This is a genomic window from Geodermatophilus sp. SYSU D00965, assembly GCF_054050075.1.
In genome coordinates, this window is the sequence record NZ_JBJGYQ010000005.1 from 94,396 (window position 1) to 117,168 (window position 22,773).

Consider the following 22,773-nt stretch of genomic DNA (forward strand, 5'->3'; position numbering starts at 1 on the left):
TGTCGCCGCCGACCTCGCCGCACACCGCGAGGTCGGCGGCGCTGTGCTGAGGTCGGTGTCCGCACCGGGACGCAGGCCGGACGGCGGCAGGGCAGACTGACCGGGTGATCATCGGGGTCGGCATCGACGTGGTGCCGGTGGACCGTTTCGCCGCCTCACTGGTCCGCACGCCCGGGCTGCGCGACCGCCTGTTCACCGCCGCCGAGCAGCGCACGCCCTCGGGGGCGCCGCGCACGGGGGAGTCGCTGGCCGCCCGCTTCGCGGCCAAGGAGGCCCTCGCCAAGGCCCTCGGCGCCCCCGGAGACCTGCGCTGGCACGACGCCGAGGTCACCGTGGGCGAGCACGGTCGGCCGCACCTGCAGGTCCGGGGCAGCGTCGCCGGCCGGGCCGCCCAGCTCGGCGTCAGCTCCTGGCACGTGTCCCTGAGCCACGACGGCGGCATCGCGTCGGCCGTGGTGGTCGCCGAGGGCTTCCCGCGCGGGGACGAGGCACCGTGATCGGGCTCCACCCCGCCGAGGAGGTGCGCGCCGCGGAGGCGCCGCTGCTCGCCGCCACGCCCGAGGGCACGCTGATGCAGCGGGCCGCCATGGGGCTGGCGACGGTCTGCCTGCGGCTGCTGGGCCGCGCCGTCGGCGTCCGGGTCACCGCCCTGGTGGGCGCCGGCAACAACGGCGGGGACGCGCTGTTCGCCGGCGCTGCCCTCGCCCGGCGCGGCGCGCGGGTGACCGCCGTCCTCCTGGACGCCGAGCGCGCCCACCCGGCCGGCCTCGCCGCGCTGCGGGCCGCCGGCGGGCGGGTCACCGGCCCCGACGGGCCCACCGGGCTCGACCGCGCCGACCTCGTGCTGGACGGGATCGTCGGCATCGGCGGCGCCGGCGGGCTGCGTCCAGCGGCCGCCACGCTGGTCGAGCAGGCAGCCTCCGGGCCCGGGCTGATGGTCGCCGTCGACGTGCCCAGCGGCGTCGACGCCGACACGGGCGCAGTGCCGGGCACGGCGTTCCCCGCCCAGCACACGGTGACCTTCGGCGCGGTCAAGCCCGGGCTGGTGGCGGGGGAGGGCCGCGGGTACGCGGGGACGGTCCACCTCGTCGAGATCGGGCTGGACCTGCCCGCCGCGTCGGTCCACCAGCTGGCCGACGCGGACGTCGCGGCGCGGATCCGCCCGCCGCACGCCGGCGACGACAAGTACACGCAGGGTGTGGTGGGGATCGTCGCCGGCTCGTCGACCTACCCGGGGGCCGCCGTCCTGTGCACCGGGGCGGCACTGCGGACCCGGCCGGGCCTGGTCCGCTACGCGGGGACGGCGGCGGCCGGGGTGCGCGCCGCCTGGCCGGAGGTGATCGTCACCGAGGGCCGGCCCGGCGACGCCGGCCGCGTGCAGGCCTGGGTGGTCGGCCCCGGCATGGGCACCGACGACGACGCGCGCAGCGTGCTGGCCGAGGTGCTGGCCACCGACCTGCCGGTCCTGGTGGACGCCGACGCGCTGACGATGGCCGCGCAGCAGCCGGAGCTGGTGCGCGACCGCGGCGCCCCCACCGTGCTGACCCCGCACGACCGGGAGTTCGCCCGGTTCGGCGCCGACGTCACCGCGGACCGGATCGGCTCGGCCCGCCGGCTGGCCGCCGACCTCGGCGCCGTCGTGCTGCTCAAGGGCGACGCCACGGTGGTCGCCGCACCCGACGGCACCGCGTTCGTCAACGGCACCGGCACCCCGTGGCTGGCCACGGCCGGCACCGGTGACGTGCTCTCCGGCATCGGCGGGGCGCTGCTGGCCACCGGGCTGCCGGCGGTCGAGGCGGCGGCGGTGGCCGCGCACGTGCACGGCCGCGCGGGGCAGGCGGCCGCCGAGCACGGCCCGCTGATCGCCGGGGACCTGGTCCGCCGGTTGCCCGCGACGCTGGCCCGCCTGCACGGGGCCCCGGCCGGTCGCCTGGGAGACTCGGGGACGTGACCGAGTTTGCGAGGTCACGCGGAGGCACAGCACCGAGGGGCACGTCTCCGACGAGCGCCAGCGAGGAGGAGACGTGACCGACCGAGCCCGCGCGGAGATCCTCGTCGACCTGGACGCCATCGCCGCCAACACCGCGGTGCTGCGCGAGCGGGTCGGGCGGCCGCTGATGGCGGTGGTCAAGGCCGACGGCTACGGGCACGGCATGCTCCCGGCGGCCCGCGCCGCCCTGGCCGGTGGCGCCGACGCGCTCGGGGTCGCCGTCCTCGAGGAGGCGCTGGCGCTGCGCGCGGCCGGCATCACCGCCCCCGTGCTCGCCTGGCTGCACGCCCCCGGCACCGACTACGCCGCTGCGCTCACCGCCGACGTCGAGCTCTCCGTCAGCGCCGAGTGGGCCCTGGCCGAGGTGGTGGCGGCGGCCCGCGCCACCGGCCGCACCGCCCGGGTCCACCTGTTCGCCGACACCGGGCTCTCCCGCGAGGGCGCCACCGAGGCCGACTGGCCGGGTCTGGTGGCCGCGGCGGCACGGGCGCAGGCCGGCGGCGAGGTCGAGGTGGTCGGGCTGTGGAGCCACATGGCCTACGCCGACGCCCCGACGCACCCGACGATCGGCGCGCAGGTCCGGGTGTTCGAGCAGGCCGTCGCGATCGCCCGCGCGGCCGGGCTGACCGACGCCCGGCGGCACATGGCCAACTCCGCGGCCACCGTCGCCCTGCCCGAGACCTGGTACGACATGGTCCGGCCCGGTGTCGCGATCTACGGCCTGGACCCGCTCGGCGGGGACCCCGCCGTGCACGGCCTGCGCCCGGCGATGACGGTCCGGGCCTCGGTGGCGCTGACCAAGCGGGTCCCGGCCGGGGTGGGCGTCTCCTACGGGCACACCTACTTCCCGGAGACCGAGACCACCCTCGCCCTCGTGCCGGTCGGGTACGCCGACGGCGTGCCGCGGGCGGCCGGCAACCACGCTCCCGTCCTGGCCGCCGGAGCGCACCGGACCATCGCCGGCCGGGTCTGCATGGACCAGTTCGTGCTGGACGTCGGCGACGCCGAGGTGCAGGCCGGCGACGAGGTCGTGCTCTGGGGGCCGGGGGACCGCGGCGAGCCGACCGCGCAACAGTGGGCCGACGCCGTCGACACCATCCACTACGAGCTGGTCACCCGGATCGGGGGCCGGTTCACCCGCCGCCACGTGGGCTCGGCGGGCGCGATCTGATGGCGGCCCGCAAGCAGCCGGCCCCGAGGAAGGGCTCCGCGCACCACCGCGTCGGCATCGTCGGCGCCGTCCTGGGTCTGGCCGCCGCCGGCACCGCGGTCGGCATCGGGCTCAGCCGCGCGGCGGCGCGGCGGGTGGGCGCCGAGCGGCTGGGGTCGGCGGCGGGGCTGCCGCCCGGGGCCACCGACGCGCAGCTGCGGGAGGACGACCCGCTGGGCCCGGCCGCGCGGCGGGCGGACCGGACGGCGCTGGTCCTGGCCGACGACGGCGTCCTGCTCGACGTGGAGGAGGTCGGCCCGGCGGACGCGCCGCTGACCGTCGTCTTCGTGCACGGTTACACGCTGTCGATGGCGTCGTGGACCTTCCAGCGGCGGGCGCTGGGTGCGGAGCTCGCCACCGCCAACGGCTCCCGTCCGAAGGCCCGGCTGGTCTTCTACGACCAGCGCGGCCACGGCTCCTCCGGTCGCGGACCGGCCGAGCACTCGACGATGGAGCAGCTGGGCCGGGACCTCGCCCGGGTCGTCGAGAGCCGGGCGCCGCGGGGACCGGTGGTGCTGGTCGGCCACTCGATGGGCGGCATGACGATCATGGCGCTGGCCGCGCTGCGGCCCGAGCTGTTCGGCACCAAGGTCGTCGGCGCCGCGCTGATGAGCACCTCCAGCGGGAACCTGGCCGACCTGGACTTCGGGATGCCCGAGCTGCTCACCCGGGTGCGGGCCGCGTTCCTCCCGGTGGCGGCGTTCACGATGCGCCGCCGTCCGGCCTTCGCCGAGCGCACCCGCCGGCTGGCCGCCGACCTCATCTCGCACGTGACGTGGGCGCTGTCCTTCGCGTCGGCCGACGTCGACCCGGCCCTCGGGCGCTACGTCGACTCGATGATCGCCGGCACGCCGGTCGAGGTGATCGCGGAGTTCTACCCGGCGCTGGCCGGCATGGACCACACCGCCGCGCTGGCGCCGCTGCGCGGCATCCCGACGCTGGTGCTCACGGGGGCCAAGGACACGCTCATCCCCAGCGAGCACAGCGACGCGATCGTCGAGCGGCTGCCGGACAGCGACTACGTGACGGTGCAGGACGCCGGCCACATGGTGCTGCTCGAGAAGCCCGACGAGGTGACCGCGGCGCTCTCGGCGCTGCTGCGGCGGGTGATCGCCGGGCTGCCCGACATCGCGGGTCGGGGGTGCTGACGGTGGCCGCCCCGCGTCCGCCGCGGTTCGACGCCGCCGCGCAGGAGGTGGCCCGCACCGCCGCCGCGGCGCCGGACTGGGCCGCCCTGGCCGCCGCCGCTCGGCCCTGCGTGGCCTGCCCGGAGCTGGCCGCCACCCGGCAGCACGTGGTGGTCGGCGACGTCCCGGCCTCCGGTCGTCCCCGGCTGGCGCTGGTCGGCGAGGCCCCCGGCGCGCAGGAGGACGCGAGCGGCCGGCCCTTCGTGGGGAGGTCCGGCGCCCTGCTCGACCAGCTGCTGGCCGAGGCCGGGCTCGACCGCGGCGAGGCCGCCGTGCTCAACGTGGTCAAGTGCCGCCCTCCGGGCAACCGGACGCCGAAGGCCCCGGAGGTGGCGCGCTGCAGCGGCTGGCTGCGGCGGCAGCTGGAGCTGCTGGACCCGCCGGTCGTCGTCGCCCTGGGCCTGTCGTCGGCCAAGTGGTTCCTGGGACCGCGCACCGTCCTGGCCGGGGTCCGCGGGCGGGCGCACGAGGTGGACGGCCGCGCGGTGTGGGCCACCTACCACCCGTCGGCGGCGATCCGGTTCGGACCCAACGGCGCGCCGCGGGCCGGGCTGCTCGCCGACCTGACCGCGGTCGCGAGGAGCCTGCCGTGAAGCGCGAGCACGTGCTGCCCACCCCGGAGGACACCCGCGCGTTCGGTGCGACCCTGGCCGGGCTGTTCCGCGCCGGGGACCTCGTCGTGCTGGTCGGCCCGCTGGGCGCGGGCAAGACCGCGCTCACCCAGGGCGTCGGTGACGCGCTCGGCGTGCGCGAGCCGGTCACCTCCCCGACGTTCGTCATCTCCCGGGTGCACCGGGGCGGCCGGCTGCCGCTGGTGCACGTCGACGCCTACCGCCTCGGCGGCGTGGCCGACGTCGACGACCTGGACCTCGACGCCTCGGCCCACGAGTCGGTCACCGTCGTCGAGTGGGGCCAGGGCAAGGTCGAGCAGCTCGCCGACGAGCACCTGGAGGTGCGGCTGGACCGCCGCGACGACGACGTCCGGACGGCGCTGCTCGTGCCGCACGGGCCCGGCTGGGAGCGGCGCCTGGACGGCGCTGCGTAACCTGGGCGTCCGTGCTCGTCCTCGCCCTCGACACCGCCACCCCGACGCTGGTCGCCGGCCTGGCGCGCTGGTCCCCGGAGGGCCCGGTCGAGGTCCTCGCCGAGCGGGCCGTCCCCTCCGGCAACCGGCACGCCGAGCTGCTCACCGTCGCCGTGACCGAGGTGCTCGGCGAGGGTGGCCTGTCGACCGCCGACGTCGACGCCGTCGTGACCGGCCTGGGCCCCGGTCCGTTCACCGGGCTGCGGGTCGGCGTGGTCACCGCCGCGGCCCTCGCCGACGCCCGCGGGCTGCCCGCCGTCGGCGTGTGCTCGCTGGACGCGATCGGCTCGGGCGCCCGCACCGTGGTGACCGACGCCCGCCGCAAGGAGGTCTACTGGGCCGCCTACGCCGCCGACGGGGCGCGCACCGCCGGCCCCGGCGTGGTGCGCCCGGAGGAGCTGACCGTCGAGGGCCCGGTGGTCGGCGACCCGCGGTTCGCCGAGCGGCTGGGCGTCGAGGTCACCCCGGCCGAGGTGACGACGGCGGGGCTGCTGCGGGCCGCGGCGGCGCAGCTGGCCGACCCGTCGGCTCTGTCGTCGCCCACCCTCGCCCCGCTGGTGCCGCTGTACCTGCGCCGCCCGGACGCGGTCCCGCCGACGTCGTTCAAGCCGGTGACCACGACGTGAGTGCGCGGCTGCGGCCGATGCGGCTGACCGACCTCGCGGCCGTCCTCGAGCTCGAGGAGGAGCTGTTCGCCCCGGACACCTGGACCGCGGCGATGTACCGCGACGAGCTGTCCCGCACCGACACCCGGTACTACCTGGTGGCCGAGGACGGCGACCGGCTCGTCGGGTACGCGGGGCTGATCGCCTACGACGACGAGGCGCACGTGGCCACCATCGGGGTGGCCGCCGACCGGCAGGGCGAGGGGATCGGCGCGCAGTTGCTCGACGCGCTGCTCGAGGAGGCCGACCGGCGCAGTCCGGTGGTGCTGCTGGAGGTCCGCGCCGACAACGAGGTGGCGCAGGGGCTCTACCGGCGGCGCGGGTTCACCGAGATCGGCCGACGCCGCGGCTACTACCAACCGAGCGGCACCGACGCCGTCGTGATGAAGCGGGAGAAGCTGTGAGTGAGCCGCTGGTCCTCGGTTTCGAGACCTCGTGCGACGAGACGGGGGTCGGGCTGGTGCGCGGGCGGACGCTGCTGTCCGACGCGCTGGCCACCTCGATGGCCGAGCACGAGCGCTTCGGCGGCGTCGTCCCGGAGATCGCCTCGCGGGCGCACCTGGAGGCGATGGTCCCCACATTGCACCGCGCCCTGGCCGAGGCGGGGGTGCGGGCCGACGACGTCGACGCGATCGCGGTGACCGCCGGCCCCGGGCTCACCGGCGCGCTGCTGGTCGGGCTGGCCGCGGCCAAGGCGTACGCGCTGGCGCTGGGCAAGCCGCTGTACGGGGTCAACCACCTCGCCGCGCACGTCGCCGTCGACGAGTTGCAGCACGGCGAGCTCGCCGAGCCCTCGCTGGCGCTGCTGGTCTCGGGCGGGCACAGCTCGCTGCTGCTCGTGCCCGACCTCTCCCGCGGGGTGCAGTCGCTGGGCCGGACCATCGACGACGCGGCGGGGGAGGCCTTCGACAAGGTGGCCCGCGTGCTGGGCCTGCCCTTCCCCGGTGGGCCGCCGATCGACAAGGCGGCCCGCGAGGGGGACCCGGCCGCGATCGACTTCCCGCGCGGGCTGACCGGCCCCCGCGACGCCCCCTACGACTTCTCCTTCTCCGGGCTGAAGACCGCCGTCGCCCGCTGGGTCGAGGCGCGGCAGCGGGCCGGGGAGCCGGTGCCGGTCGCCGACGTCGCGGCGTCGTTCCAGGAGGCGGTGGCCGACGTGCTGACGAGGAAGGCCGTCCGCGCCTGCCAGGAGCACGGCGTCGACCACCTGGTGCTCGGCGGCGGGGTGGCGGCCAACTCGCGGCTGCGGGCGCTGGCCGAGGAGCGGTGCGCGAAGGCCGGGATCGTGCTGCGCGTGCCCAGCCCCCGGCTGTGCACCGACAACGGCGCGATGGTCGCCGCGCTCGGCTCGCGGCTGGTCGCGGCCGGCGTGGCGCCGTCCGCCCCGGACCTCGGTGCGGACAGTTCCCTGCCGATCGAGGTCGTCACCCGCTGAGCGGAGTGGGTCCGTCCGACTCACGCGGACGGATCTCCTCCGCTCACCCCGCGACGTCGCACACCAGCGCCGTGGGGGCGCCGGCGACCCGCGTGACGACGACGACCGCCGACCCCGCGCCCGGGCCGCGCAGCTGCCGGGCCAGCTGCTCCGGCTCGATCGGCGACCCGCGCTTCTTCACCACGACCCGGCCGACGCCGCGCGCCCGCAGCAGCGCCTTGAGCTTCTTGAGGTTGAACGGCAGCACCTCGGCGACCCGGTACGAGGAGACCCACGGGGAGCCGGCCGGGGCGTCGGAGGTGAGGTAGGCGATCGTCGGGTCCACGAGGGTGGCGCCCAGCTCGTCGGCGACCAGCGCGACCAGGCCCGACCGGATCACCGCCGGCTCGGGCTCGTGCAGCCAGTCGCGCACCGGGCCCACGGGGGCCGGCCCGGGGTCGGCGTCGGCGGTCAGCTCCAGCACCGCGCCGTCGCGGACCAGCGACGCGCGCCGCCACGTCACGGTGAGCGCCTGCCCCCACAGCAGCGCCTCGACGATCGAGCCGCCCACCGACACCCACTCCGCCTCGACGCCGGCGGGCACCCGCTCGTGGTCCAGCCCGGGCGCCACCTTCACCACGGCGCGCGGCACGCGGTCCAGCAGCGCGGCGACGGTCGACCACGGCGGGGACCACCGGTCGGGGTTCAGCTGCCGCCGTCCGCCGGCCCGCCGCGCGGGGTCCAGGACGGCGGCGCCGCACCCGGCCACCTCTCCGCCGGCGGCTGCGGCCACGAGGTCGACGACGTCGCCGTCCACCGCCGTGACCCGGTCGGCGACGCCCAGCGCCGCGGCGTTGGCCGCGGTGAGCTCCCGGGCGAGCGGGTCCCGGTCGACGGCGACCACCGAGGCGCCTGCCCGGGCCAGCGCGACGGTGTCCGTGCCCGAGGCGCACCCGAGGTCGGCCGCCGTGGGCCCGCCGCCGGCCAGCAGCCGCGTCGCGCGGCGGGCGGCCAGGATCGGCCGGCCGGCCTGCTCCAGGGTGTCGGCGGTCAGGAACAGGACGTCGGCGTCCGGGCCGAACACCGGGCGGGCGCGGGCGCGCAGCCGCGCCAGCTCCCAAGCCGGCCCGGCGTGCGCGGGCCCCACCTCCGCCCGCAGCCGCCCCAGCGCGGTCAGCAGGTCGGCGCCCTCGGCGAGCAACCCGGCCGCGCGGGCCGCCGCCGACCGGCCCTCCGGCGTCTGCAGCCACCTGAGCTGGACGAGCGCGTCGGGAGCGGGCTCGTCGGGCACGGTGCCAGCGTGACGCACGGGTCCGTCGCCCGGTCCGGGGACCCGGTTGAGCGGCTGGCACTCTCATGGGTAGAGTGCCAATCGACACGGGCAGGTGCCTGATCCCCGCGACGGCAGGCCGTCCGCACCGTGCCACAGCATCAGCACCCACAGCCGTCCGACACCGAAGGGGGCGTCGCCGACGTGACGACCGCTACCAAGGTCAACATCAAGCCGCTGGAGGACCGTGTCGTGGTCCAGGCCAACGAGGCCGAGACCACCACCGCCTCCGGTCTGGTCATCCCCGACACCGCCAAGGAGAAGCCGCAGGAGGGCACGGTCATCGCCGTGGGCCCCGGTCGCATCGACGACAACGGCAACCGCGTCCCGCTCGACGTCAGCGTCGGCGACGTGGTCATCTACTCCAAGTACGGCGGCACCGAGGTCAAGTACGCCGGCGAGGAGTACCTGGTCCTCTCCGCGCGGGACCTGCTCGCCGTCGTCGAGAAGTGACCGCGACCTCCTAGGAGGACTCCTCTCCTCTTCGGCCTCGTCCGGAGGCTCGCGCCGAGCGTGCGAGGCGTGAGGGGGACGAGGTCCTTTCTCTGACCGCCCCGGCGACCCGCATCTGACCGGGTCCCGGGGCGGTCGTCGTCGGTCCCGCACCACCCTGAGATCGGAAGGGCCCATGGCCAAGATCATCAAGTTCAACGAGGACGCCCGCCGTTCGCTCGAGCGGGGCGTCGACAAGCTCGCCGATGCGGTCAAGGTGACCCTCGGCCCGCGGGGGCGCAACGTCGTCCTCGACAAGAAGTTCGGCGCGCCGACCATCACCAACGACGGCGTGACCATCGCCCGCGAGGTCGACCTCGAGGACCCGTACGAGAACCTCGGCGCCCAGCTGGCCAAGAACGTCGCCACCAAGACCAACGACGTCGCCGGCGACGGCACCACGACCGCCACCGTGCTGGCCCAGGCCCTGGTCAAGGAGGGCATGCGCAACGTCGCCGCGGGCGCGGGCCCGATGGCGCTGGGCACCGGCATGCGCGCGGCCGCCGACGCGGTGTCGAAGGCCCTCGACGAGGTCGCCATCCCCGTCTCCGAGCAGCAGGCCATCGCCGGCGTCGCCACGATCTCCGCGCAGGACGCCGAGGTCGGCCGGCTGATCAGCGAGGCCATGGAGAAGGTCGGCAAGGACGGCGTCATCACCGTCGAGGAGAGCAACACCCTCTCCACCGAGCTCGACGTCACCGAGGGCGTGCAGTTCGACAAGGGCTACCTGTCGCCCTACTTCGTCACCGACCAGGAGGCCATGGAGGCCGTCCTGGACGACGCTCTGGTCCTGCTCGTCCAGGGCAAGATCAGCGCGCTGGCCGACCTGCTGCCGCTGCTGGAGAAGGTCCTGTCGACCGGCAGCCGCCCGCTGCTGATCGTCGCCGAGGACGTCGAGGGTGAGGCGCTGTCCACCCTCGTCGTCAACTCGATCCGCAAGACGATCAAGGTCGTCGCGGTGAAGTCGCCCTACTTCGGCGACCGCCGCAAGGCGTTCATGACCGACCTCGCCGTCGTCACCGGCGGTCAGGTGGTCAGCGAGGACGTCGGCCTCAAGCTCGACCAGGTCGGCCTGGAGGTGCTCGGCACCGCGCGGCGCGTCGTGGTCGACAAGGACAACACCACGATCGTCGACGGCGGCGGCACCCGCGAGGCCATCGGCGACCGCGTGGCCCAGATCCGCCGCGAGATCGAGGCCACCGACTCCGACTGGGACCGCGAGAAGCTGCAGGAGCGGCTGGCCAAGCTCGCCGGCGGCATCGGCGTCATCCGCGTCGGTGCGGCCACCGAGGTCGAGATGAAGGAGAAGAAGCACCGCATCGAGGACGCCATCGCCGCCACCCGCGCCGCGGTGGAGGAGGGCGTCGTCCCCGGTGGTGGCTCGGCGCTGGTCCACGCGGCCGCGGCGATCGACTCCCTCGGCCTCTCCGGTGACGAGCTGACCGGCGCCCGCGCCGTGCGGACCGCGCTCGACGCCCCGCTGGTGCGGATCGCCGAGAACGCCGGCTTCGAGGGCCGGGTCGTCGTCGCCAAGGTGCGCGAGGCCGGCAAGGGCTCGGGCTTCAACGCCGCCACCGGCGAGTTCGGCGACCTGGCGGCGCAGGGCGTCATCGACCCGGTCAAGGTCACCAAGGCCGCGCTGAACAACGCCGTCTCGATCGCTGCGATGGTGCTCACCACCGACTCCGCCGTCGTCGACGCTCCCGAGGAGGAGCACGACCACGCCGGCGGCGGGCACCACACGCACGGTCACTCGCACGGCCACGGGCACGCCCACTGAGGTGAGCCCCGCCTCCTGACGAGATCGGGCGATCTCGCACGATTCCCGTCGTCGGGACGTGCGAGATCGCCGATCTCGCCACTCAGGAGGGCGCCAGAACGCCGAGAGGGCGGGTCCGGATCGACCGGACCCGCCCTCTCGGCGTTCAGCGTGTGGCGGCTTCAGACCCCCGCGGCGACGGCGGCGGGCTCCGCGGCGATCAGCCGGGCCCGCTCCTCCTCGCTCATGCCGCCCCAGACCCCGTAGGGCTCGCGGACGGCCAGCGCGTGCTTGAGGCAGGCGTCGATGACCGGGCAGCGGCTGCACACCGCCTTGGCCGCGGCCTGGCGACGGGCCCGGGCCGGCCCGCGCTCGCCGTCGGGGTGGAAGAACAGGGCCGTGCTCTCACCTCGGCAGGCGCCGTGCAACTGCCAGTCCCAGACCTCGGCGACGGGAGTGGGCAGGCGGCGGATGTCGGCCATCTCAGGTCCTCCTCGGCTCAGCGCGAGCCGGAGGGGGCGGTCCGGCTGCATGGGGGCCGGTGCCCGACGTGTCCGTGGGTCAAACACACCGTGACCCCGCATTTTCACGGTTGTCGTCTCCCCCCGCTGGGTGAGAGCGGCTGTCGTCCCGCCCGCCGGTCGATCAAGGTGACTGCAGGTCGTGCCGAACACCGGCGTGGGACACCCGTCCGGAGCGTCGGCCACGACCGGAGCGACGGCGGTGGGTCCCCGGACGGGGAGCTCCCGACCGAGCGACACCCGGCCGGGGGAACCGGGCGGTGGGACCCGGCAGTACCAGCCGGGGGAGCGAGGAGCAGGCGTGATCGACGACAGGATGCGCGGTCCGGGCCACGGCACGACGACCGTGTGGGTCTACGACGAGCGGCGGCGGGTCCGCGACGACATCGCGGGCCGTCTGGTGGCTCTGCCGTTCGTCGGCCGGGTGGAGGTCGTCGGCGACGCCGCGGCCCTCATGTCCCGGCTGGCCACCAGGATGCCCGACGTCCTGCTGGTCGGCACCCAGCGGGCCGTCGACTCGGGGCTGACGGTCGCCACCCAGGCGCTGCGCGCCTACCCGAAGCTGCCGGTCCTCGTGCTCGGCGCGCCGGACGACGCCGAGACGGTGCGGGCCGCGGTCGCGGTCGGTGCCCGGGGCTACCTGCGCTGGGACGCCACCGCCCTGGAGATGGGCCTGGGGCTGTCCCGCGTCGGTCTGCGGGTCGACGGGCGCGGTCCGGTGCCGGCGGTGCCGCAGCAGCCGGTGCCGCTCGCGTCGGTCGGCGCCTCCAGCAGCGCGCCGTCGTGGAACGGGGCCAGCCCGCTGGCCGGGATCAGCCCGACGACGGTGCGCTCCACCGTCCGCGAGCCGGCACAGGTCCAGCTGTCCATGCGTGAGATGCAGGTCCTCACCGGCATGAGCCAGGGCAAGAGCAACGCCCAGATCGGCCGCGAGCTCTACCTGTCCGAGGACACCATCAAGACCCACGCCCGCCGGCTGTTCCGCAAGCTGGGGGCCAAGGACCGCGCCGAGGCGGTCGCCACCGGTTTCCGCCGCGGCATGATGAGCTGACCGACCACGGACGGCGGGGGCCCTGGAGCAGCTGCTCCGGGGCCTCCGCCGTGTCCGGGCCCGGTCAGGTGCAGGAGTGGTTGCGGTCGAAGCCGTCGATGTATTGGGCCATCACGACCCGCCCGCCACGGGTCAGCGGGGGCAGCTGGCACGCGGCCCGGGCACCGGCGACGTTGCGAGCGCCGGCCAGCCAGCTGGGCAGCCCGTTGAGCGGGCTGGTCGACGTCACCGCGGACCGGACGATCGTCCCCCACTGGTAGGCCGTCGAGTACAGGCCGACCCCGGCGACGCCGGCGCTGCGCAGCTGGTCGACCATCCCCTCGAGGACGGCGACGTTCCTCGCCGCACCCGCCGCGGTGAGGTCCCAGGTGTTCTCCAGCTCGACGTCCAGCCACCAGACGAAGTCCTGCGGCCGGTTGACCCCGCGGACGGTGACGTCGTCCCGGGCCCGGTCCCGTCCGTACTGGTAGGCGCAGGCGGCCGAGTTGGTGCCGGTGCAGGTGCCGTAGCGGTTCTTCCCCGACCGCGGCCAGGACGCGGTGTTCAGGCCGCCGGGGTTGGCGGTGTTGACGTACAGCTGCACCCGCGGCTGCCCGGTGCCGCCGGCCGAGCGCTCGGCCCACGCCAGCTGCTCGGCCAGGCACGGGTTGGTCGTCGTGGCCGTCCCCGCGTTGACCCCGACGACGCCGAAGGCCTGACCGGTGGGCAGCGGCCCGCCGCACTGGGGGTGCGACACGTCGGCGCCCAGGACCGGCGTGCGGACGTCGGACCAGCCGTGCAGGAACGTCGCCGTCGTCGAGCGCGTGGCCGCGTCCCGGCTGCGGAAGGTCCCGTCCGGCATCCCGACGGCGATGCCCTGCGCCCGCAGCCACGCCACGGGGGCGCAGGCGCCGGACGTCACCGGGACGTCGCGGAACGGCGCGCTCGTGCAGGCCCGGGGCGGGGTGCCGCCCAGCCGGGAGACGGCGAAGGCGAGGAACTCCCGGGTCGCCGTCGCACCGGGGCTGAAGGTCGGCTTGGCGGTCACGATGCCGGCGCTCTTGAGCCAGGCGATCGCCCCGCACCGTGACGAGGACGTCGGCACGTCGCCGAACGGCTTGGTCGTGCAGGCGGGGGCGGTCTTCCCGGGGAACCTCGTCCGGTACAGGAAGACGGCCAGGTCCTGCCGGGTGACCGTCGCCGTGGGCGCGAACCTGCCGTTCGGGGCGGTGGTGATGCCCTGGTCGACCACCCACCGTGCGTCGGCCGCGTACGGGGCGTCCTTCGGGACGTCGGTGAAGGTGGTCGCCGCGGCCGCGGCCGGAGCCGTCGCCGGGAGTCCGGCGGTGACCAGCGCCATGGCGATGCCGACCACGACCGTCGCTGCCCGTCGCAGACCCATGCCCCGATCACGCTCCTCGCCTGTCGTCCGGTGGCCGACGTCGCGGCGGGGAGGGACCCCGGGCTCAGCCGTGCGGTCCCGAGCGGAACCGAGGCGTTCGTATCAACGGGACGACGGCCCGGCGGGGACCCGGGGCGCGTCGGTGTGACGGCTGATCCCGCCGGGAGGGGAGGTGTGGGTGTCGTTCGAGAGGCGGGCCGCCGGCCGCTGCGCCTGGCCGCGGTGGTCGGGAGGAGTGGGGCCCGGAGGGTCCCCGACGAGCGGCCGGGTGGGCTCAGCCCGACCGGGGGAGGGCCATTGGCCGCGGTGGTCGGGAGGAGTGGGGCCCGGAGGGTCCCCGACGAGCGGCCGGGTGGGCTCAGCCCAACCGGGGGACGGCCATTGGCCGCGGTGCGGTCCGGAGGACCGCAGTGACTCAGTCCTCGCGGGCGTGCCGGCCGCCGCGGCCCTCGCCGCCGGGCTCCTCGCGCTCGGCCATGGCGGCCACCCCGTCGGCGTAGCCGCTGGCGTAGTCCCAGCTCACGTAGGCGTCGGGGTCGGGGTCGAACGGCGGCTCGTGCCGGCCGGTTCGCCCCTCCTCGAGGAGCTGGCGCAGGTTGGCCTGCATCAGCGCCCAGTCGACGTGGTGCTCCTCGTCGCAGTCGGGGCAGTCGACGACGATGCCCTTGATGCCGGTCGGCTCCAGGAGCGTCCGGAACACCTCCAGCTCCGCGAGGTCGTCCAGGACGCCGGCCCGCTCCTCCATGGTCAGCGGCGGCGGACCTGGCTGGTCGGCGGGCCCGAAGTCGGGCCCGGAAGCGTCGTCCCACGTACTCACGCTTGCTCCTCGCTGGCGCTCGTCGCCGCGTTCGCTCGTCCTGCTCTGCTCTCTGCGCGGGCTCGCGAACTCGCCCGCGTCCCCCACGGTAGTGGCCCGACGGGGATCACATCGAGCGCGGAAGGCCGCCGCCTACGATCGGGAGAGGCTCCCCGCGCGCCCAGGAGAGGGTGCCGGCCGATCCGGAGGGGTGGCGGCATCCATGCAGCCCGACGAGTTCGTCCCCGAGCTGCCGGCGAAGTTCGCGCCGCTCGGCCTGACCTACGACGACGTCCTGCTCATCCCCGGGGCGTCCGACGTCGTCCCGGCCGAGGTGGACACCAGCAGCCGCTTGACCCGCGGCATCCGGCTGGCGGTGCCGCTGGTCTCCAGCGCGATGGACACCGTCACCGAGGCCCGCATGGCGATCGCCATGGCGCGGGTGGGCGGCGTCGGTGTCCTGCACCGCAACGTCGCCGCCGAGGAGCAGGCCGGCCAGGTCGACCTGGTGAAGCGGTCCGAGGCCGGGATGGTCACCAACCCGGTGACCGCCTCCCCGGACAACACCCTCGCCGAGCTCGACGCCCTGTCGGCCCGCTACCGCATCTCCGGGGCGCCGGTGGTCGACGCCGACGGCGTGCTGGTCGGCATCTGCACCAACCGCGACATGCGGTTCGAGACCGACAAGAACCGCCTCGTTCGCGACGTCATGACGCCGATGCCGCTCATCACCGCCCCCGTGGGGGTGCACGCCGACACCGCGCTCCGGCTGCTGTCCCAGCACAAGGTCGAGAAGCTGCCGCTGGTCGACGACACGGGCCGGCTGCGCGGGCTGATCACCGTCAAGGACTTCGTCAAGCGCGACCAGTACCCGCTCGCCACCAAGGACGCCGACGGCCGGCTCGTGGTCGCCGCCGCCGTCGGGGTGGGTGAGGACGCCTACAAGCGGGCCGGCCTGCTGGTCGACGCCGGGGTGGACGTGGTCGTCGTCGACACCGCGCACGGCCACCAGCGGGCGGTGCTGGACATGGTGGTGCGGGTGCGGGCCGACTTCGGCTCCGGCGAGCGCGGCGTGCAGATCGTCGGCGGCAACGTCGCCACCCGCGCCGGCGCGCAGGCGCTGATCGACGCCGGCGTGGACGCGGTCAAGGTCGGCGTCGGCCCGGGGTCGATCTGCACCACGCGGGTGGTCGCCGGCGTCGGCGTCCCGCAGGTCACCGCCGTCTACGAGGCGGCGCTGGCCGCCAAGCCGGCCGGGGTCCCGGTCATCGCCGACGGCGGGCTGCAGTACTCCGGCGACATCGCCAAGGCACTGGTCGCCGGCGCCGACACCGTGATGATCGGCGGGCTGTTCGCCGGCGTCGAGGAGGCCCCGGGCGACCTGGTCTTCGTCAACGGCAAGCAGTTCAAGACCTACCGCGGCATGGGCTCGCTCGGCGCGATGCAGAAGCGCGGCAACCAGTCCTACAGCCGCGACCGCTACTTCGCCGACGACGTCCTCTCCGACGACAAGCTCGTCCCCGAGGGCATCGAGGGCCAGGTGCCCTACCGCGGCCCGCTGGCCGGGGTGGCCCACCAGCTCGTCGGCGGCCTGCGCGCCTCGATGGGCTACGCGGGCGCGGCCACCGTCGCCGACCTGCAGGAGCGCGGTCAGCTCACCCGGATCACCTCGGCGGGGCTGGTCGAGAGCCACCCGCACGACATCCAGATGACGGTGGAAGCACCGAACTACCGGGGGCGCTGACCATGAACGTGCGCGACACCGTGGAGATCGGCCTCAACCGGTTCGCCCGCCGCGGCTACGACCTCGACGAGGTCTCCATCGTCCCGTCCCGGCGCACCCGGGACATGGACGACGTCTCGACCGCCTGGCAGATCGACGCCTTCCGGTTCGAGATCCCGCTGGTGGCCAGCCCGTCCGACGCCGTGGTCAGCCCGGCGACGGCGATCGCGGTCGGGCAGGCCGGGGGCCTGGGCGTGCTCAACGCCGAGGGGCTGTGGACCCGCTACGACGACCCGACGCCGGTGTACCGGCGGCTGCGCGACGCGGCGGGGGACGGCGCTCCTCCGGTCAGCCTGCTGCAGGAGGTCTACGCCGAGCCGGTCAAGCCGGACCTGGTCACCGCGCGGGTCAAGGAGATCCGCGACTCCGGGGTGACGACGGCGGTGCGCGTCTCCCCGCAGCACACGCTCCAGCTCGCCCCGACGGTGCTCGCCGCCGGCGTCGACCTGCTGGTCATCCAGGGCACGATCGTCTCCGCCGAGCACGTCACCAGCTCCGGCGAGGCGCTCAACCTCAAGGACTTCATCGCCGACCTCGACGTCCCGGTGATCGTCGGCGGTGCGGCCAACTACCAGACGGCGCTGCACCTGATGCGCACCGGCGCGGCCGGCGTGATCGTCGGCGTGGGCGCCGACAGCTACTCCACCACCGACACCGTCATGGGCATCCGGGTTCCGCTGGCCAGCGCGATCGCCGACGCCGCCGCGGCCCGCCGGGACTACCTCGACGAGACCGGCGGCCGGTACGTGCACGTGATCGCCAACGGCCGCATCGAGACCAGCGGCGCCATCGCCCGCGCGCTGGCCTGCGCGGCGGACGCCGTCCAGATCGGTGAGCCGCTGCGGGCCGCGGCGGAGGCCCCGGGCGGTGGCATCTGGTGGGACTCGGTGGCCGCCCACCCGCGGCTGCCCCGCGGCGGCACCTCGGCGCCGGTCACGCCGGCGGGGTCACTGCACGACGTCCTGCTCGGTGAGGCGCGCACCGCCGACGGCCGGACCAACCTGTTCGGCGCGCTGCGCCGGACGATGGCCAAGACCGGCTACCGCGACCTCAAGGAGTTCCAGCGGGTCGACCTCGTCATCGGTGGCTACCAGCCCCAGCAGGACGCCTGATGGAGTTCCCCACCGTCCTCGTCGTCGACTTCGGTGCCCAGTACGCCCAGCTGATCGCGCGGCGGATCCGCGAGGCCGGGGTCTACTCCGAGATCGTCCCGTCCGACGTGCCGGCCGAGGAGATCGTCGCCCGCAAGCCCGCGGCGATCGTCCTGTCCGGCGGGCCCTCGAGCGTCTACGCGCCCGAGGCGCCGCAGGTGGACCCGACGCTGTTCGAGTCCGGGGTGCCCGCGTTCGGCATCTGCTACGGCTTCCAGGCGATGGCGCAGAGCCTCGGCGGCACCGTCGCCCGCACCGGCGACCGGGAGTACGGCGGCACGCCGCTGACCGTCACCACCCAGGCCCGCCTGTTCGGGGACCTCCCGGTCGAGCAGTCGGTGTGGATGAGCCACGGGGACGCCGTCAGCGCCGCGCCGCCCGGGTTCACCGTCACCGCGACGTCCACCGGGGCGCCGGTCGCCGCCTTCGAGGACGTCGACCGCAAGCTCGCCGGCGTCCAGTTCCACCCCGAGGTGCGGCACACCGCGCACGGGCAGACCGTGCTCCAGCACTTCCTGTTCGACATCGCCGGCCTCGAGCCGACCTGGACGATGGCCAACGTCGTCGAGGAACAGGTGGAGCGGATCCGGGCGCAGATCGGGGACCGGCGGGCGCTGTGCGGGCTCTCGGGCGGGGTCGACTCCGCGGTCGCCGCGGCGCTGGTGCAGCGCGCCATCGGTGACCGGCTGACCTGCGTCTACGTCGACCACGGGCTGATGCGCGAGGGCGAGACCGAGCAGATCGAGCGGGACTTCGTCGCCGTCACCGGCGCCGACCTGCGGGTGGTCGACGCCCGCGAGCAGTTCTTCACCGCGCTGGCCGGCGTCAGCGACCCGGAGCAGAAGCGCAAGATCATCGGCCGGGAGTTCATCCGGGTCTTCGAGCAGGCCGCGGCCGACGTCGTCGCCGACGCGCAGGCCCACGGGGAGACCGTCGACTTCCTCGTGCAGGGGACGCTCTACCCGGACGTCGTCGAGTCCGGCGGCGGCACCGGGACGGCGAACATCAAGAGCCACCACAACGTCGGCGGGCTGCCCGAGGACCTCACCTTCACCCTCGTCGAGCCGCTGCGCACGCTGTTCAAGGACGAGGTGCGCGAGGTCGGCCTGCAGCTGGGCCTGCCCGAGTCGCTGGTGTGGCGGCAGCCGTTCCCCGGCCCGGGTCTGGGCATCCGGATCGTCGGCGAGGTCACCCAGGAGCGGCTCGACGTGCTGCGGAAGGCCGACGCGATCGCCCGCGCGGAGCTCACCGCGGCGAACCTGGACCGGGAGATCTGGCAGTGCCCGGTGGTGCTGCTGGCCGACGTCCGCTCGGTCGGCGTCCAGGGCGACGGCCGGACCTACGGCCACCCGGTCGTGCTGCGTCCGGTGTCCAGCGAGGACGCGATGACCGCCGACTGGACCCGGCTGCCCTACGACGTCCTGGCGCGGATCTCGACGCGGATCACCAACGAGGTGCCCGAGGTCAACCGCGTCGTCCTCGACGTGACGAGCAAGCCGCCCGGCACCATCGAGTGGGAATGACCGGCACCTGACGATCAGGAGCGGCGGCGTGTTCCGCCGACGGTTCGTGCACACAACGCGCACGGAACGGCGTGGCACCCGCGTTGCGTGCACGGACTGAGGCGGGACGCCCGGGTCCGGGCGCGCGGGTCGGCGTCCGCCGCCCGGTCCACCACAGCGACGAGGACCCGGGGAGCGATCGCTCCCCGGGCCCTCGCCGTCTCCGCCCCGTGCCGGTCAGCCCCTCCTGCGGCGGGCCTTCCTGACCTCGCTGAGCAGCAGGGCCACCCCGCCCCCGATGAGCAGCAGCCACAGCAACCCGCCGTCGGCGAACAGGCCCAGCGGGAAGGCCGCGCCGGCCATCACCGAGATCGCCAGGACGACGAACAGGATGCCCGGGACCAGGGCGGTGAGGTCCACGCCGCGGCGCTGGGGTGCGGGCGGGTCCTCGACGGGGAGCGGGGCGACCGGGGTGACCTCACCCCAGGCGTGCTCCTGCCAGGCGGTGGGGGTCGTGGGGAACTCGCTGTAGTCAGGCACGGGACACCTCCACGTCGCCGATGCCGGCGTTGATGGTCAGCACGATCTCGGGATCACCGTCGTTGCTCCAGGACGCCGACCCGGACCCGGCGTGGTAGCCCTCGGCCGCGCCCTCGTCGAAGACGTCGACGTCGCCGATACCGGTCTCGACCTGCACCCGGACGTCGGCCGAGCGGGGGACCAGGACGTCCACGTCGCCGACCCCGGCGTCGATGCGGGTCGTCACCGGGACGTCCCGGCCGGCGAAGTCGAGGTCGGTGAGGTCGAGCGTCGTGTCGCCGACGCCGAGGTGGTACTCGGTGCGGACGTCGGCAGCGGTGACCGGGGTGTACGTGCGGTCGCCGATGCCGCCCTCCGCGTTGCGCCACGGCTCGGCCGCGACGGCCAGCAGCGCCAGGGAGAGGACCGCGCCGAGGGCGATCAGCCCGCCCTTGGCCCGTCGTCCCCCGGAGAAGGCGGCGGCCACCAGGCCCAGCCCGACGACCAGCAGGCCCGACCCGAGGATCCACCGCGGGCCGATCGACCAGTCGGTGAACCGGCTGATGAGGACCAGCGTGCCGACGACGATGAGCAGGCCGGCCAGCGTCACCCCCGGCACCGGGGAACGCGGACCCGCGGCCGCCCGGTCGCGGGCGCTGCGGGCGACCCCGCTGCCGCCGGGGCCCGCCGCCATGAACAGCCACAGCAACAGGTAGACCGGGATGCCGGGGCCGGCCAGCGCCAGGGCGACGAAGCCGACCCGCCACAGCAGCGGGTCGATGCCGGTGTACTCGGCCAGGCCGCCGGAGACGCCGCCGATGACCTTGTCCGTGCGGCTGCGCCGCAGTGGCGGCCGGACCGGCGGGCCGGGCGGGGGGTACTCCGCGGCCGGCGGCTCGGACGGCGGGGGAGCGGGGGGTGCGGGGGGAGGAGGCGGTACGGAGGTCATGGCACAGAGCCTGCGCCGCGCCGCCCTCCCCGGACATCAGGGAAGGCCCCCAATCGACCCTGGTCCGGTACTCCAGGGTGATCACCGGTGTGAGCCGGCACCGCGCGGTGCGACGATCGTCAGCGTGACCACGACCGCCCTGGTGCCGCAGCGCCCGCAGCTGGCGCGCCCGCGCTCGGGGCGGCTGCTGGCCGGCGTCGCCGCGGGGACGGCGGTGCACCTGCGGCTGGACCCGCTCGTCGTCCGGATCGCCTTCGTCGTCCTGGCCGTCACCGGCGTCGGTGTCATCGCCTACGCGCTGCTGTGGTTCTTCATGCCGGTCGCCGACGTCGACGCGGTGCCCGAGGCGCCCGCGCCGGACACCGAGCCCAGCCGGCGGCAGGCGCTCGGGCTGACCCTGCTCGGGTTCGGCGGGCTGGTCCTCGTCACGAACCTGGCGACCTGGGGCAACAGCGACCTCGTCGTCCCGCTGCTGCTGGTCGGTGCCGGGCTGGCGGTCATCTGGCGGCAGCTGGACACCGACCGCACCCTGGCCCGCCCCGGCGTCCCGTGGGTGCTGGCCGGGGGCATCGCGCTCGGCGTCGTCGGGGTGGTGCTGCTGCTGGCGACGACCGGCCAGCTGGCCAACGCCCGCAACGGCTTCGCCGCGACCCTGGTGATCCTCGTCGGCGTCGCGCTGGCCACCGCACCGCTGTGGCGCCGGCTGCTGGCCTCCCGGGAGGCCGAGCGGACCGCCCGCGTGCGCTCGGAGGAGCGGGCCGCGGTCGCCGCCCACCTGCACGACTCGGTGCTGCAGACGCTCGCGCTGATCCAGCGGCACGCCGAGGACCCGAAGGCCGTCGCCCGGCTGGCGCGCAGCCAGGAGCGCGAGCTGCGCACCTGGCTCTACGAGCCGGAGAAGTCCGCCGAGGGGACGTGGGCGGCGCTGGTGTCCGGGCTGGTCGCCGACGTCGAGGCCGACCACGCGCTGACCGTGGAGTCGGTCGTCGTCGGCGACGCGCCGGTGGACGACGCCCTCGCCGCGCTCGGCGCCGCGACCAAGGAGGCCCTGGTCAACGCGGCCAAGCACTCCGGCGCGACGTCGGCGGACCTGTACACCGAGGTCACGCCGGCCCAGGTGTCGGTCTTCGTCCGGGACCGCGGCGCCGGGTTCGACCCGGCGACGGTCCCAGGGGACCGGCGCGGTCTGCGCGACTCCGTCACCGGCCGGCTGGCCCGGGTCGGCGGGACGGCGACCGTGCGCTCCGCGCCGGGGGAGGGGACCGAGGTCGAGATGTACCTGCCCAGGGAGGAGGCCGCGTGAGTGACGCCGTGGCGGTGCCGGAGAGGCCGCGCGTCTTCCTCGTCGACGATCACGCCATGGTCCGCTCGGGCGTGCGCACCGAGCTGGGCGACGCGGTGGCGATCGTGGGGGAGGCGGCCGACGTCGCCGGTGCCGTCGAGGGCATCCGGGCCACGGTGCCCGACGTCGTGCTGCTCGACGTCCACCTGCCCGGCGGCGGCGGGCACGCGGTGCTCCAGGAGCTGCGGGCGGAGCTGCCGGAGGTGCGCTGGCTGGCGCTGTCGGTGTCCGACGCCGCCGAGGACGTCATCGCGGTGATCCGCGCCGGCGCCCGCGGCTACGTCACCAAGACCATCTCCGGGCCGGACCTGCTCGACGCGGTGCACCGGGTCGCCGAGGGCGACGTGGTGTTCAGCCCGCGGCTGGCGGGCTTCGTGCTCGACGCCTTCGCCGCGACCACGGCGTCGGCGCCCGCGCCCTCGGAGGACCCGGCGACCGACCCCGGGCTGGACCTGCTCAGCGCCCGGGAGCGCGAGGTCATGCAGCTGCTGGCCCGCGGCTACACCTACCGGGAGATCGGCTCCCGGCTGTTCATCTCGGTGAAGACGGTGGAGTCCCACGCGTCCAACGTGCTGCGCAAGCTGCAGCTGTCCAACCGCAACGAGCTCACCCGCTGGGCGGCGACCAACCGGCTGCTGTGACACGGG

The 22,773-nt window shown here is 75.4% G+C and carries 23 protein-coding genes; 17 read left to right on the plus strand and 6 right to left on the minus strand.

What is annotated here, in order from left to right; translation table 11 throughout:
* The first annotated feature begins 104 nt into the window (after positions 1-104).
* The 9 genes from ACI789_RS06380 (at position 105) to tsaD (ending at position 7,571) form a co-directional block, all read left to right on the plus strand.
* Positions 105-497, plus strand: a complete 393-nt coding sequence (locus ACI789_RS06380) for a holo-ACP synthase (RefSeq protein ID WP_457007221.1) — start codon at positions 105-107, stop codon at positions 495-497.
* Complete coding sequence (locus ACI789_RS06385; protein ID WP_457007223.1) at positions 494-1,951, plus strand: NAD(P)H-hydrate dehydratase; 1,458 nt, start codon at positions 494-496, stop codon at positions 1,949-1,951. The genes ACI789_RS06380 and ACI789_RS06385 overlap by 4 nt, the downstream gene beginning before the upstream one ends.
* A gap of 73 nt (positions 1,952-2,024) precedes the next feature.
* Positions 2,025-3,161 (plus strand): alanine racemase, encoded by a 1,137-nt coding sequence (gene alr / locus ACI789_RS06390; RefSeq protein WP_457007225.1) that lies wholly within the window; start codon positions 2,025-2,027, stop codon positions 3,159-3,161.
* A complete protein-coding gene (locus ACI789_RS06395) occupies positions 3,161-4,348 on the plus strand; it encodes an alpha/beta fold hydrolase (protein WP_457007227.1) in 1,188 nt (395 codons plus the stop codon). Before alr ends, ACI789_RS06395 begins: the two co-directional genes overlap by 1 nt.
* 2 nt (positions 4,349-4,350) lie before the next feature.
* Complete coding sequence (locus ACI789_RS06400; protein ID WP_457007229.1) at positions 4,351-4,980, plus strand: uracil-DNA glycosylase; 630 nt, start codon at positions 4,351-4,353, stop codon at positions 4,978-4,980.
* Complete coding sequence (tsaE, locus tag ACI789_RS06405) at positions 4,977-5,432, plus strand: tRNA (adenosine(37)-N6)-threonylcarbamoyltransferase complex ATPase subunit type 1 TsaE (protein ID WP_457007231.1); 456 nt, start codon at positions 4,977-4,979, stop codon at positions 5,430-5,432. Before ACI789_RS06400 ends, tsaE begins: the two co-directional genes overlap by 4 nt.
* An 11-nt stretch (positions 5,433-5,443) precedes the next feature.
* On the plus strand, positions 5,444-6,097 hold the full coding sequence (gene tsaB, locus ACI789_RS06410) for a tRNA (adenosine(37)-N6)-threonylcarbamoyltransferase complex dimerization subunit type 1 TsaB (protein ID WP_457007233.1): 654 nt from the start codon (positions 5,444-5,446) through the stop codon (positions 6,095-6,097).
* A complete protein-coding gene (rimI, locus tag ACI789_RS06415; protein ID WP_457007235.1) occupies positions 6,094-6,540 on the plus strand; it encodes a ribosomal protein S18-alanine N-acetyltransferase in 447 nt (148 codons plus the stop codon). The genes tsaB and rimI overlap by 4 nt, the downstream gene beginning before the upstream one ends.
* Positions 6,537-7,571 (plus strand): tRNA (adenosine(37)-N6)-threonylcarbamoyltransferase complex transferase subunit TsaD, encoded by a 1,035-nt coding sequence (tsaD, locus tag ACI789_RS06420; RefSeq protein ID WP_457007237.1) that lies wholly within the window; start codon positions 6,537-6,539, stop codon positions 7,569-7,571. Before rimI ends, tsaD begins: the two co-directional genes overlap by 4 nt.
* 43 nt (positions 7,572-7,614) lie before the next feature.
* Here tsaD and ACI789_RS06425 read toward each other — a convergent pair whose 3' ends face one another.
* Positions 7,615-8,841 carry a class I SAM-dependent methyltransferase gene (locus tag ACI789_RS06425; RefSeq protein WP_457007239.1) on the minus strand — a complete coding sequence of 409 codons (1,227 nt, stop codon included), beginning with the start codon at positions 8,839-8,841 and terminating at the stop codon, positions 7,615-7,617.
* 183 nt (positions 8,842-9,024) lie between these two features.
* Here ACI789_RS06425 and groES point away from each other — a divergent pair, with 183 nt between their 5' ends.
* Together groES and groL are read left to right on the plus strand one after the other, a co-directional pair.
* On the plus strand, positions 9,025-9,333 hold the full coding sequence (gene groES / locus ACI789_RS06430; protein WP_456917488.1) for a co-chaperone GroES: 309 nt from the start codon (positions 9,025-9,027) through the stop codon (positions 9,331-9,333).
* Between the two features lie 175 nt (positions 9,334-9,508).
* The gene (gene groL / locus ACI789_RS06435; protein WP_457007241.1) at positions 9,509-11,152 is read left to right on the plus strand and encodes a chaperonin GroEL; all 1,644 of its coding nucleotides are present in this window, start codon (positions 9,509-9,511) and stop codon (positions 11,150-11,152) included.
* A 161-nt stretch (positions 11,153-11,313) separates the two neighbouring features.
* On the opposite strand, the gene ACI789_RS06440 is transcribed toward groL, so the two are convergent.
* Positions 11,314-11,613, minus strand: coding sequence for a WhiB family transcriptional regulator (locus tag ACI789_RS06440; RefSeq protein ID WP_456909005.1), 300 nt, complete (start codon positions 11,611-11,613; stop codon positions 11,314-11,316).
* Between the two features lie 340 nt (positions 11,614-11,953).
* On the opposite strand from ACI789_RS06440, the gene ACI789_RS06445 reads away from it, so the two are divergent.
* Positions 11,954-12,703: a response regulator transcription factor gene (locus ACI789_RS06445; RefSeq protein ID WP_456917486.1), complete on the plus strand. Its 750-nt coding sequence runs from the start codon at positions 11,954-11,956 to the stop codon at positions 12,701-12,703.
* A gap of 64 nt (positions 12,704-12,767) precedes the next feature.
* Here ACI789_RS06445 and ACI789_RS06450 read toward each other — a convergent pair whose 3' ends face one another.
* Both ACI789_RS06450 and ACI789_RS06455 read right to left on the minus strand, forming a co-directional pair.
* Positions 12,768-14,084, minus strand: coding sequence for an S-layer homology domain-containing protein (locus ACI789_RS06450; protein ID WP_457007243.1), 1,317 nt, complete (start codon positions 14,082-14,084; stop codon positions 12,768-12,770).
* A 415-nt stretch (positions 14,085-14,499) separates the two neighbouring features.
* The gene (locus ACI789_RS06455) at positions 14,500-14,901 is read right to left on the minus strand and encodes a DUF5319 family protein (RefSeq protein WP_457007245.1); all 402 of its coding nucleotides are present in this window, start codon (positions 14,899-14,901) and stop codon (positions 14,500-14,502) included.
* 202 nt (positions 14,902-15,103) lie between these two features.
* Between ACI789_RS06455 and guaB the strand changes: the two genes are divergently transcribed.
* From guaB to guaA, 3 genes are read left to right on the plus strand one after another with little or no spacing between them, the layout of a single operon-like run.
* Positions 15,104-16,624, plus strand: coding sequence for an IMP dehydrogenase (gene guaB, locus ACI789_RS06460; RefSeq protein ID WP_457007247.1), 1,521 nt, complete (start codon positions 15,104-15,106; stop codon positions 16,622-16,624).
* Positions 16,625-16,626: 2 nt separating this feature from the next.
* The gene (locus tag ACI789_RS06465) at positions 16,627-17,775 is read left to right on the plus strand and encodes a GuaB3 family IMP dehydrogenase-related protein (RefSeq protein ID WP_457007249.1); all 1,149 of its coding nucleotides are present in this window, start codon (positions 16,627-16,629) and stop codon (positions 17,773-17,775) included.
* Positions 17,775-19,337 (plus strand): glutamine-hydrolyzing GMP synthase, encoded by a 1,563-nt coding sequence (gene guaA, locus ACI789_RS06470; protein ID WP_457007251.1) that lies wholly within the window; start codon positions 17,775-17,777, stop codon positions 19,335-19,337. Before ACI789_RS06465 ends, guaA begins: the two co-directional genes overlap by 1 nt.
* 216 nt (positions 19,338-19,553) lie before the next feature.
* Here guaA and ACI789_RS06475 read toward each other — a convergent pair whose 3' ends face one another.
* Positions 19,554-19,856, minus strand: coding sequence for a hypothetical protein (locus ACI789_RS06475; protein ID WP_456917479.1), 303 nt, complete (start codon positions 19,854-19,856; stop codon positions 19,554-19,556).
* Entirely contained in the window at positions 19,849-20,784 is a 936-nt protein-coding gene (locus tag ACI789_RS06480) for a PspC domain-containing protein (protein ID WP_457007253.1), read from the minus strand. The genes ACI789_RS06475 and ACI789_RS06480 overlap by 8 nt, the downstream gene beginning before the upstream one ends.
* 124 nt (positions 20,785-20,908) lie before the next feature.
* Between ACI789_RS06480 and ACI789_RS06485 the strand changes: the two genes are divergently transcribed.
* Both ACI789_RS06485 and ACI789_RS06490 read left to right on the plus strand, forming a co-directional pair.
* On the plus strand, positions 20,909-22,087 hold the full coding sequence (locus tag ACI789_RS06485; RefSeq protein ID WP_457007255.1) for an ATP-binding protein: 1,179 nt from the start codon (positions 20,909-20,911) through the stop codon (positions 22,085-22,087).
* Complete coding sequence (locus ACI789_RS06490; protein ID WP_457007257.1) at positions 22,084-22,767, plus strand: response regulator; 684 nt, start codon at positions 22,084-22,086, stop codon at positions 22,765-22,767. Before ACI789_RS06485 ends, ACI789_RS06490 begins: the two co-directional genes overlap by 4 nt.
* The last annotated feature ends 6 nt before the right edge of the window (positions 22,768-22,773 follow it).

Bases quoted from the DNA above. Each gene is read 5' to 3' on its own strand.
- ACI789_RS06395 (WP_457007227.1), top strand. From the start codon at position 3,161: ATGGCGGCCCGCAAGCAGCCGGCCCCGAGGAAGGGCTCCGCGCACCAC.
- groL (WP_457007241.1), top strand. From the start codon at position 9,509: ATGGCCAAGATCATCAAGTTCAACGAGGACGCCCGCCGTTCGCTCGAG.
- ACI789_RS06440 (WP_456909005.1), bottom strand. From the start codon at position 11,613: ATGGCCGACATCCGCCGCCTGCCCACTCCCGTCGCCGAGGTCTGGGAC.
- ACI789_RS06450 (WP_457007243.1), bottom strand. From the start codon at position 14,084: ATGGGTCTGCGACGGGCAGCGACGGTCGTGGTCGGCATCGCCATGGCG.
- guaB (WP_457007247.1), top strand. From the start codon at position 15,104: ATGCAGCCCGACGAGTTCGTCCCCGAGCTGCCGGCGAAGTTCGCGCCG.
- ACI789_RS06465 (WP_457007249.1), top strand. From the start codon at position 16,627: ATGAACGTGCGCGACACCGTGGAGATCGGCCTCAACCGGTTCGCCCGC.
- guaA (WP_457007251.1), top strand. From the start codon at position 17,775: ATGGAGTTCCCCACCGTCCTCGTCGTCGACTTCGGTGCCCAGTACGCC.
- ACI789_RS06480 (WP_457007253.1), bottom strand. From the start codon at position 20,784: ATGACCTCCGTACCGCCTCCTCCCCCCGCACCCCCCGCTCCCCCGCCG.